Below are 9983 nucleotides of genomic sequence, written 5' to 3' on the forward strand. Positions count from 1 at the left end.
CGGTCTCACGCCCGGTTGCCGCTGCCCCGACCCGGCCGGCGCCGACCCGCGCTCCGGTTTCCCGCGGAAATACGGCTCTCGCGCAATCGACCGACGAGTGGGAAGAGTTCTGATCTTCTTGGCACCAACAAAATTTAGGAGGGCGGCTTCGGCCGCCTTCTGCGTTTCAGGCGACCTCGTCGGATCCATCAGTTGCCGCTTGCGTAGAACGGAAAAACGATATAAACATATCTTTATATCTTGATTACGTAAGGATGCGGCTGAATGGGATTGGCGCTCGACACCCTGGTGGACGTACTGAAAACGGCGGGCGAGCCGACGCGCTTCCGCCTGCTCGCGCTTCTCGCTGCCGGGGACCTGACCGTCACCGATCTTACTGAAATCCTGGGTCAGTCGCAGCCGCGCATTTCGCGGCATCTGAAGCTGCTTGCCGAGGAAGCACTGATCGATCGCTATCAGGAAGGCGCCTGGGCCTATTTCCGGCTGAAGCAGGAAGGCAAGGCGGCAACGCTGGTCAGGACGCTGCTGGCGGCCGCTTCCGAGGAGGATCCGGTGCTGCTGAGAGACAGCGAGCGGCTGACGATGGTCAAGCGCTTGCATGCCGAGCGCGCCCAGGCCTATTTCAGCCGCAACGCGTCCGAATGGGACGAGCTTCGCCGCCTGCATATAAGCGACGCGGCCGTCGAGTCGGCGCTGCTGAAGCTGATCGGCACGACGCCGGTCGACGCGCTTCTCGATCTTGGCACCGGCACGGGCTGGATCCTGCAACTTCTGTCCAACATCTATCGTCGCGCCGTTGGCATCGACGCGAGCCGCGACATGCTCTCGGTCGCCCGCTCCAATCTCGACAAGGCTGGGATCGTCAAGGCGTCGGTGCGGCATGGCGACATTCTCAACCTGCCGCTCGAAGGCCAGGATTTCGACCTGATCACCGTTCATCAGGTGCTGCACTTCCTCGACCAGCCGGAACTGGCGATCGCCGAGGCCGCCCGCGTGCTGCGTCCGGGCGGCCGCCTGCTGATCGTCGATCTCGCACCGCATACGCTCGAATACCTGCGCAACGACCATGCCCATGTGCGTCTCGGCTTTTCCCATCAGGTGATGGCGGAATGGCTCGAGAAGGTGGGCCTCGAAGTCGAGCAGGCAATCGATCTGGGTTCGGGCAAGGAAGGCGGGCTTACGGCCACCGTCTGGCTTGCCCGCGACCGCCGGCTGCTGATTGCTGCCCATCACGCCTCCGCCCAATCGCAAACCGTTCTTTAAGGGAGCTGAACCAATGACCGCCGATAGCGAAACTTTCAGCGTTTCCTTCGAATTCTTTCCGCCGAAGTCGGACGAGATGGAGGGCCAGCTTTGGGATACGGTCGATGAACTGGCGCTCTGGGACCCGAGGTTCGTTTCGGTCACCTATGGTGCGGGCGGTTCGACCAAGGCGCCAACGATCAATACGGTGCGCCGACTGGTCGGAGAGACCTCGCTTGCGACCGCCGCACATCTGACCTGCGTCGACGCCACGCACGAAGAAACCCATTCGGTGGTCAGCGAATATCGCGCCGCCGGCATCCGCCATATCGTTGCCCTGCGCGGCGATCCGGCGAGCGGTGTCGGCACCGAGTATCGTCCGCATCCGGAGGGTTATGCCAATGCGGCAGACCTGGTGCGCGGATTGACCGAGCTCGGCGGCTTCGACATTTCCGTCTCCGCCTATCCCGAGAAACATCCGGAAAGCACCGATCTTGCCGCAGACATCGAAATGCTGAAGCGCAAGGCGGATGCCGGCGCTGCCCGGGCACTGACCCAATTCTTCTTCGACAACGACGTTTTTGAACGTTACCTCGAAAAGGTCCGGGCTGCCGGCATCTCGATCCCGATCGTGCCGGGCATCATGCCGATCCAGAACCTGACCCAGCTCAAGCGTTTCGCCGGCCGCTGCGGTTCCTCGGTTCCGTCCTTCCTGGATGCTCGTTTCGAAGGGCTCGACGACAAGCCCGAGGATCGCGCCAAGGTCGCCGCCGATATCGCCGCCGAACAGATCGAAGACCTGATCCGCCGCGGACTTGGCGACTTCCACATCTACACGATGAACCGCGCACCGCTCGTATCCGCCGTCCTGCATCGGCTCGGCCGCCGGCAGATACGCACGCCGCGTATTGCCGCTGCCTGAGCGCATTGAAAAAAACGCATGCTCCTACGAAAGGAGCATGCGTTTTCACCGGAAGTGCTGATTATCAAACGGTCGTGGATGCGATATTTTGAACTGGTAGTGGAACTGGTGGCGCTCAAATGAAGAGCATGGATGCCACAAACACAAACGCTGCACCGACTACCAAGACATTGAGAGAGTATGTACGTCCCATGTCTGCCTCCTTGCGTTGACGGGCAGACTTTATGTCGGTTTTGTGCCGGTTGGGAAGCGTCTTTCGATGCTGCAGTGCCGTGCGCCTATTCGCCTTACGCCGGAAAGGATCGCGCAAGTCACTGATTTTTATTAATAAACAATCCGTTAATCTTAATTTCCGCAAAGTTAAAAAGCCGTGTACGGCTGTTAACTTCTGACATATTCCGTGATGGTTTCGCCCCGTTACGGCGCTCTCGATGCCACATTGCTGCGCCTGCGAAGAAGCCTTCCATCGAGCAGGACGAGGCCGAAGCCGATCAGCAGCATGCCGATCAGGTCGGTCGCCTCCAACTTTTCGCCGAGGAAAAGCGCGCCGAGAAGGATAGCGCTCGGAGGCACGACGAGTGTGACCAGAGACGCGTTCGTTGCACCCGCCAGTGCAAGAATCCGGAAATAGAGAAGATAGGCGAAGGCGGTCGACAGCAGCGCCAAGGCGAGAATCGCAATAACGGCGTGCGTCGACGGGGCGGGCAGTGCCCAGGGCTGGTCGGCGAAGAGCGACACGGGCAGCATGATCAGGCTGGAGGCCGTAAGCTGTCCGGTGGCGCTGACAGGTGCCGGCAGGCCGCGGAAACGTTTGCCGTAGGTGCCGGCCACGCCGTAGGAGATTGCCGCAAGGATAGGCAGGATCAGCGCCCAGAACGGCACGGAGGCGGCCGCCGTGACGCCGGGACCGATGAGCACGGCCGTACCGGCAAATCCCATCAGGCAGCCGGCGATCTTTGCGGGTGTCAGTTTCTCGTCAGTGGTCCAGCGATTGGCGATCAGAACCGTCCAGATCGGCGTCGTCGCGTTGAGGATCGAGGCAAGCCCGGCGCCGATCTCGGTCTGGCCGAAGAAAATCAGCGTGTGGGGCAGGGCGTTGTTGATAAAGCCCATCACCAGAAACGAGCGCCAATGGGTGCGAAGCGTCGCATAGAGCTCGAAGCGACCGTGCAGGTAGATATGGAGCGCCAGCGCCGCCAGAAACAGGCGCAGAAAAACGAGCGTGAAGGGCGGAACTTCAAAGACCGCTACGCGCGCGAAGAAGAAGGACCCACCCCAGATCAGCCCGAGCAGCAGGATCAGCGCCCATGCCACGGCGCCGGGTTTCGAAATGGCGGCGGTTGTCATGCGAAATCTCCTCGCGGTCAAGGCGAAGGGATATCCCGATGATCCACGAGTCGCCACCCGTTTTCGCCGGGTGGCGATTGAATTTCAGAGCGCGGAGAGCAGGCCCTGGGTCGGCCAGCCGTCGGCCGGCAGGCCGAGGCGTGCCTGTTCCTTCTGGACGGCCTGGCGCGTACCCGATCCGAGAATGCCGTCGACCTTGCCGATATCGTGGCCGAGCGCTTCGAGCTTGGTCTGCAGCGCCTTCATGCCAGTATCGTCGAGACCCTGGTCTGGCGTGCCCTTCTGATAGGTAGGAGCGCCGGAAAGCCGGGTTGCGAAATAGGCGGCCGAAGTCGTGTAGATGAACGACTGGTTCCATTCCAGATAGATGTTGAAGTTCGGATAGGTGAGGAAGGTCGGTCCCTTGCGGCCCTGCGGCAGGATGAGGGCTGCGGGCAGGTTGCCGAAATTGGTTACGCCGTCGCGCGGGACGACGCCCAGCTTGAACCATTCGCTTGCCGGCATTTCGTTGCCGAGGCCGGACTTGTCCCAAGGCAGGTTCTCGGGCAGCGTCACTTCCTGCATCCAGGGCTGGCCGGGCTTGAAGCCCATGCTCTGGATGAACTTGGCGGCTGTCAGGATGGCGTCCGGAGAACTGGTCTTGACGTTGACATGGCCATCGCCGTCACCGTCGACGCCGTGCGCGACGATATCCTTCGGAAGCATCTGCACCTGGCCGATCTCGCCGGCCCATGCACCCGTGTTGGAGGAAGGATTGAGATCGCCATGCTGGACCATTTCGATCAGGGCGATCAGCTGCGGGCGAAAAAGTTCAGGGCGGCGGCAGTCATGCGAAAGCGTCACCAGGGCGTTGCGGGTGTTGAAATCGCCCTGGACGGCGCCGAAATCGGTCTCCATGGCCCAGAAGGCGGTAATCACGCCTGGCGGCACGCCGAATTCCTTTTCGGCGCGGGCAAAGACGTCCGCATACTGCTTGATCTTCTGGCGGCCGATATCGAGGCGGGCCTGGCTGACGGTGCGCTGCGAGAATTCAATGAAGGTCTGTCGGAAGACACCCTGGGCCCGGTCGCGAGACAAGACCTTCTGGTCGATCTGCGCGCCGGCGAGTGCTTCATCCGCAGCACTTGCCGATGCGCCCTTGGAAATGGCTTCCGCCTTGACGCCGTTCAGGAAGGCGCCGAGATCGCCGCCGCAGGCGGGAGCCGGGGTCTGGGCGAGAGCGGTGGAGGCGAGGCAGCTGGTGATGACGGAGGCGAGGGCGAGGCGGCGGGCAAAGCGAGCGGACATTCGGCGTTCCTAGAATCTGAGTAAGCGCCGCCTGATCTCGGAAAATTTTGTGACCGAAACATGGGCGGCAGCCCTGGTGGCGCAGTTTTTATCGCAACTGCTCACACATTGCCAGACACCTGTTCGCCCTGCGAACGGAGTTACTTGTTCACCGCCGCAATCCAGTTATGCCAGTTCTTGGACGTGCCCGCAAAGACGTTGATATCCATCTCACCCTTGATGCCCGGAACGATGCCTGTCGAAGTATACTGCCAGAAGGCCCAGCGGCGATCCGGGTAGATCTTGGTGGGATGCTGCGCCACGGCGCGGAGCCAGAAATGATAGTTGCTGAAGGCGCCGACCAGATTGTCCCGGTGGAAATCCACCGACGTATAGATGATCGGACGCTTGCCGTAATAGGCCTCGAGACGGTCCATGAAGCGCTGCATCGATGCACGCACTGTTTCGGGATCGGGACGGGTCTTGCAGGTCGGCGAAGCCTGGTTCCATTCCATATCGAGGACCGGCGGCAGCTTTACCGCATCCTTGGGCACGTTGTTGATGAACCAATCGGCCTGTTCGTCGGCCGTCGAGCAGAAATAATAGAAATGGTAGGGAGCGTAAGGAATGCCGGCCGACGCGGCGCCTCGCCAGTTCAGCTCGAAGGTCGGATCGATGCGATCCCTGCCTTCGGTCGCCTTGATGAAGACGAAGGCTATTCCAGCCTTCTTCACGGCCGGCCAGTCGATATCCGTACCGTTCCACTTGGAGACGTCGATGCCGTGGATCTCATGCAGGCCCGGGTGGTTCTTGCCGAAATCCTGCGGGTCGCTGTCCTTGAACCGCATTTTCTTGACCGATGACGTTTCCATCAGGTCATAGCTTGAGGATGTGCATCCTGTGGCAAGGAACGCGGTCGCAAGGAGGGCCAGAAGGAGCCGAGGCATGAACATCCCGTGTGGTGTCGATGTGGAAGCCTCTTGCCCCGTTCGACGCAAAACAGGGAGGCGTGAACTCCATATTCACCATAACGTCGTAAAAAATCAGTTAGGGCAAGAGGAATTCCAGCTCGAAACCCAGAGAGCTCCGGGATTCAGTTCCTACGGCGGATGACCGCGTGCCACGCGTAGCCCCCGCCGATCTCCTCGAAGATCATATCGGCGTCAGCGTCGGCAAGCTTGCTTTCGAGCACGTCGTGCAGGTTCGGCCGCGGCGTGACGTGGAAACGCATGAGCCACGCCTTCAAAAACCGCCCGAACCAGCCCGGCAGCCGTTCCTGCTGGCCGAAATCGACGATGTGCAGAGAACCATGCGGCGAAAGTGCCGCAAGCGAGGCTTCGACTGCCTTTTCCCAGTCGGGAATCATCGACAACGCGTAGGAGATCAGGATGCGGTCGAAGCCGGTCGTGCCGAATTCTTCCGCTTTGAAACTGGTGGCATCGGCGACCCGAAATTCCGGGGTGACCGGCTTGCCGCGGAAGTTGGCCCGGGCGCTTTCCAGCATCTCGGCGGAAATATCGAGGCCGTAGAGCCTTGCAGCCGGGTAGTGGCGGTGGGCCAGGGCGAGGTTACGGCCTGTGCCGCAGCCGACTTCGAGCAGCGAGGCATTCGGCGGAACATTCAATCCCGCAATCGCCCGGTCGCGGCCGAAGAGGTAATATTTGCGGGTGATATCGTAGATATGACGCTGATACCGGTACATCCGGTCCATACGCTCGGCGTGGCCATTCGACAGGGGGCTGTTCGCCATATCGGTCGCCATCAAGCTTTTTTCACGTAGATGTGGAAACCGCCGTAGATCGCCGAGCGATCCTCGAGGTTGAGCTCGCTGGAGCGTTCTTCCAGATAGGACCACTGATCGAGCAGGGCCGGCGAGAGGCGACCGTCCAGCACGCTTTTTTCGGCGGCGGTGCGGAAGATCACGCGGGCGCCGGGTGCGGCCGTGCGGCTGATTTCCGACCAGACGTCGTTCAATTGCTCGTCATTCATCCAATCCTGCGCGTCGAGCAGGACGTAACGATCGACCGAACCGGCTGTCTTCTGGGCCAGAAGCTCGGTGAAGCTGGCGTGATGGACCGTAACGCGCTCGGCACTATCGCGGATGGCGCGGTAGTTTTCGGCCTTCAGGTAGGTCGGCAATGTGCCTTCCTCCGGCTTCGGATAACGGCGGACGAAGGCCTGCCAGGCGAAATAGTTGTCGCGCAGCGGGAAGTGGCAGGCGAGCTTTTCGAGGCGCTGACGCAGGACCGGCGCGATCGAGCCATCGGAGGCGAGACTCGCCAGCTCGTCATATTGCTGTGGCGGAATGCCGAGGCCGAACAGCGAGCTCTTGCGGCTGGTGATCCAGCGGATCAGCGGCCTGTCGAACAGCGGAGCGATGCGGTCGTCGAAGAACTGGCGCTGCTCGCGCAGCGACTTGGCATTGGCCATTTCGGTCAGATTAATGCCATGCAGGCGGGCGATCAGATGGCCGGCGCCGATGAAACGGCCGAGCAGGCCGGTCTTGTAGATATTGCGGTCGAACACCTCGATCCGGCGGCGGCCGGCGATCGAGCGCTTGTCCCAATAGGCGCGGGTTGCCGCATCGAGGTTCGGGGCGATGAAGGCGTCGTAGCTCTTGCTGTTGGTACGGATCCCGTCCATGCCGAAATGGCGCACGACATCACCGTGGCCGGGCAGGTGGCGGAAGGCGGCGAGCTTCAGGCGGTTCAGCGCGACGTGATGCGGGTTCAAATCGACGACATCGATTTTCTTCGGCGAGCGAGAGAGATAGGCGAGCATGTTGCAGCCGCCGGAGCCGATGGTGACGATCGAATGCTGGTCGGAAAGCTCCATTGCAGTCATGTCGACTTCCGGGTCTTCCCATATCTGCGGATAGACGAGACCGGAGAACAGGAGGCCGAAAAGCCTTTCTGAAAAACCCTGCCGAGACAGAGCTTTATGCTGCAGAAGTGCGTCCTTGAGCTTCTGGTTTTTCCGAAAACCGGCTTCCTGTGCAATATCCGCCATGGTCGAGTCCCGCTTTGTTCAGAGTTTCAGGGCGTGTAAACCCGTCATGCTACAGATTGATGACGAGGCCTGTGTCTAGTCCGGCAATAGGCCCGGGCGCGGCCGATCGCCTCTTCCTTGGACCCGAGATTCCTGATTGCATGCGGCCGTCCAATGGGAGGCATGCATGCGGTTCTTGATCCGGTTTTTGAAAATCCTTATCGGCGTCATCTTCGTCGGCCTGATCGGGCTTGGGATCTGGCTCTATATCTCGCCTCCGGAACTGCTGAGGGTCGGCAGCGGCTATTCGGCCAAGATAGTCTGCTCGAACGTCTTCTTTGCCGGACGCGACAGCGACGAGGTTCTGGCGGTCGATGTCCAGGCTCCCGGCAATCCGCTTCTAAGATTGATGCGGGTTTCCGTCGATCGAACGGAAAAGCGGGTTCATGCGGCGCTGCTTGGCATTTTCGCCGGCAATGACGCGGTTTATCGCGAAGGGCTCGGCTGCACCGTCACGCCTGACGGCGCAGCCGCGGCAGCCGCCACCGTTCCGGTGCCTGCCGTTACGTCAGCCGATCCGTCCGCGCTTTGGCCGGAAGGTGGAAAAGTGGAACCTGATCCGTCGGTTGCGCGGCTCCTCTCAGATGCGAATCTCGTCGGGCCTGGCATGCGGGCGGTGGTGGTGGTCAAGCGGGAGCGGATCGTCGCCGAGGCCTATTCGCGCGGTTTTTCCAAGGACACGCCGCTGCTCGGCTGGTCGATGACCAAGACCGTCAACGCCGCGATCCTCGGCACCCTAGTCCGGGACGGGAAGCTTTCGCTGGACGACAAGGGATTGTTTCCCCAATGGCAGGGCAACCAGCGCGGCGATATCCGGATTGCGGACCTCGCCGCCATGGAAAGCGGGCTTGCCTTCAACGAGGATTACGGCGCGGTCGCAGATGTGACGCGCATGCTCTATCTCGAGCCGGACATGGCAAATTTTGCCGCCGACCAGCCGCTGGAGGCCGATCCCGGTTCGCGGTTCAGCTATTCTTCCGGTACCGCCGTATTGCTCTCAAAAATCTGGATGGAGAAGGTCGGCGAGAGGACCGCGGCGCTCGCCTATCCCCGCACGGCCCTGTTTGGTCCGCTTGGTATGACAAGCGCCGTCATTGAACCCGACGCGGCCGGTACTCTCGTCGGCAGTTCCTATATGTATGCGACGGCGCGGGACTGGGCCCGTATGGGGCTGCTGCTTGCGCGAGACGGCGTCTGGAACGGCAGGCGGATCCTACCGAACGGTTTTGTCGCGCTGATGCACCAGGCCAACGCCACGTCGAACGGCCGTTATTCGAAGATGCAGACCTGGCTGCCGGGCAAGAACAATCCGGACATGCCGGCGGATGCTTTTTTCATCCAGGGGCATGATGGGCAGACCATCACGGTCGTCCCGTCGCTCGATCTGGTCGTGGTAAGGCTTGGGCTGACGCCGAGCTGGAACCGCTACGATCCGACACGGCTTGTCGCCGAGGTGGTGAAAACAACAACGGCGCCCTGAGGTGCCGCAAGCATACCGTCCAAATATTTTTCAGGCCCGGCTTACTTCTCCAGGACGTCCAGCATGTCCTTGCGCTTGGCGTCATAATAATAACCGCGCGCATAAAGCTTGATGGCATTGTCGTTTTTGTTGTCGGCAACCAGCCAGGCGCCACGCAGGTACTTGATCGCGTATTTGAGGTTGGTCTCGGCATCGAGCAGGCCGGCGGGCGGGCCTTCGTAACCCATCGACTTGGCGGTCGAATACTTGATCTGCATGAGACCCCAATAGCCGTTCTTGTGATAGGCCTTGGGATCATATTTGCTTTCCCGATGCACGACGCGGTGCACCAGCGATTCCGGCACGCCGTACATGCCGGCATAACGCTTGATGAGCTTGCTCAATTCCGGCGGCGCATCGGACGCCGTGGTCGGCATAGGCTCGCCCGGAGCCGGTGGGAATTCCATGGCGGACAATGCGGCGATCGCTCTCGGCTGCGCTGCATAGGCAAGCGTCGCAGTGTCCGGGCGAGGGATCGGGACGACGGTCTGCAGTGCGACCATATCAGGCGTAAGTTCGGGTTCGTCGAGCGCGATTGCCGAGGCTGCGGCCGGCTGGATCCGGCCTTCGGTGACGGCAGGCGCGATCGGCGGCGACACGAGGCGGCTGCCCTTTGGCATCGCAAGGCTCGCCGGCTGG

9 protein-coding genes are annotated in these 9983 nt (G+C 61.2%); 3 read left to right on the forward strand and 6 right to left on the reverse strand.

Annotated elements, in window-relative coordinates:
* Window positions 1–264 precede the first annotated feature (264 nt).
* Window positions 265–1263, forward strand: a complete 999-nt coding sequence (locus MOV61_RS25105) for a metalloregulator ArsR/SmtB family transcription factor (protein WP_038587638.1) — start codon at window positions 265–267, stop codon at window positions 1261–1263.
* 13 nt (window positions 1264–1276) lie between these two features.
* Window positions 1277–2164 carry a methylenetetrahydrofolate reductase [NAD(P)H] gene (gene metF / locus MOV61_RS25110; protein WP_247138538.1) on the forward strand — a complete coding sequence of 296 codons (888 nt, stop codon included), beginning with the start codon at window positions 1277–1279 and terminating at the stop codon, window positions 2162–2164.
* 417 nt (window positions 2165–2581) lie between these two features.
* Here metF and MOV61_RS25115 read toward each other — a convergent pair whose 3' ends face one another.
* The 5 genes from MOV61_RS25115 to MOV61_RS25135 all read right to left on the reverse strand — a co-directional run bounded on the left by MOV61_RS25115 (window position 2582) and on the right by MOV61_RS25135 (window position 7786).
* Window positions 2582–3511 carry a DMT family transporter gene (locus tag MOV61_RS25115; RefSeq protein WP_247138539.1) on the reverse strand — a complete coding sequence of 310 codons (930 nt, stop codon included), beginning with the start codon at window positions 3509–3511 and terminating at the stop codon, window positions 2582–2584.
* Between the two features lie 84 nt (window positions 3512–3595).
* Window positions 3596–4798, reverse strand: coding sequence for a lytic murein transglycosylase (locus MOV61_RS25120; protein ID WP_247138540.1), 1203 nt, complete (start codon window positions 4796–4798; stop codon window positions 3596–3598).
* 140 nt (window positions 4799–4938) lie between these two features.
* Window positions 4939–5724, reverse strand: coding sequence for a GH25 family lysozyme (locus MOV61_RS25125; protein WP_038549310.1), 786 nt, complete (start codon window positions 5722–5724; stop codon window positions 4939–4941).
* Window positions 5725–5870: 146 nt separating this feature from the next.
* Window positions 5871–6539, reverse strand: coding sequence for a class I SAM-dependent methyltransferase (locus MOV61_RS25130; RefSeq protein WP_408962428.1), 669 nt, complete (start codon window positions 6537–6539; stop codon window positions 5871–5873).
* Complete coding sequence (locus MOV61_RS25135) at window positions 6539–7786, reverse strand: DUF3419 family protein (protein ID WP_247138542.1); 1248 nt, start codon at window positions 7784–7786, stop codon at window positions 6539–6541. The genes MOV61_RS25130 and MOV61_RS25135 overlap by 1 nt, the downstream gene beginning before the upstream one ends.
* A 166-nt stretch (window positions 7787–7952) precedes the next feature.
* On the opposite strand from MOV61_RS25135, the gene MOV61_RS25140 reads away from it, so the two are divergent.
* Complete coding sequence (locus tag MOV61_RS25140) at window positions 7953–9305, forward strand: serine hydrolase (RefSeq protein ID WP_247138543.1); 1353 nt, start codon at window positions 7953–7955, stop codon at window positions 9303–9305.
* Window positions 9306–9346: 41 nt separating this feature from the next.
* Here MOV61_RS25140 and MOV61_RS25145 read toward each other — a convergent pair.
* Window positions 9347–9983, reverse strand: a 637-nt coding sequence (locus MOV61_RS25145) for a lytic transglycosylase domain-containing protein (protein WP_247138544.1), incomplete at its 5' end; no start/stop codon positions are given.

Source organism: Neorhizobium sp. BETTINA12A (genome assembly GCF_023006485.1).
Classification (GTDB): domain Bacteria; phylum Pseudomonadota; class Alphaproteobacteria; order Rhizobiales; family Rhizobiaceae; genus Neorhizobium.

Coding starts and splice junctions, on each gene's coding strand:
- MOV61_RS25125 (WP_038549310.1), bottom strand. CDS start 5,724: ATGCCTCGGCTCCTTCTGGCCCTCCTTGCGACCGCGTTCCTTGCCACA.
- MOV61_RS25140 (WP_247138543.1), top strand. CDS start 7,953: ATGCGGTTCTTGATCCGGTTTTTGAAAATCCTTATCGGCGTCATCTTC.
- metF (WP_247138538.1), top strand. CDS start 1,277: ATGACCGCCGATAGCGAAACTTTCAGCGTTTCCTTCGAATTCTTTCCG.
- MOV61_RS25135 (WP_247138542.1), bottom strand. CDS start 7,786: ATGGCGGATATTGCACAGGAAGCCGGTTTTCGGAAAAACCAGAAGCTC.
- MOV61_RS25115 (WP_247138539.1), bottom strand. CDS start 3,511: ATGACAACCGCCGCCATTTCGAAACCCGGCGCCGTGGCATGGGCGCTG.
- MOV61_RS25120 (WP_247138540.1), bottom strand. CDS start 4,798: ATGTCCGCTCGCTTTGCCCGCCGCCTCGCCCTCGCCTCCGTCATCACC.
- MOV61_RS25130 (WP_408962428.1), bottom strand. CDS start 6,539: ATGGCGACCGATATGGCGAACAGCCCCCTGTCGAATGGCCACGCCGAG.
- MOV61_RS25105 (WP_038587638.1), top strand. CDS start 265: ATGGGATTGGCGCTCGACACCCTGGTGGACGTACTGAAAACGGCGGGC.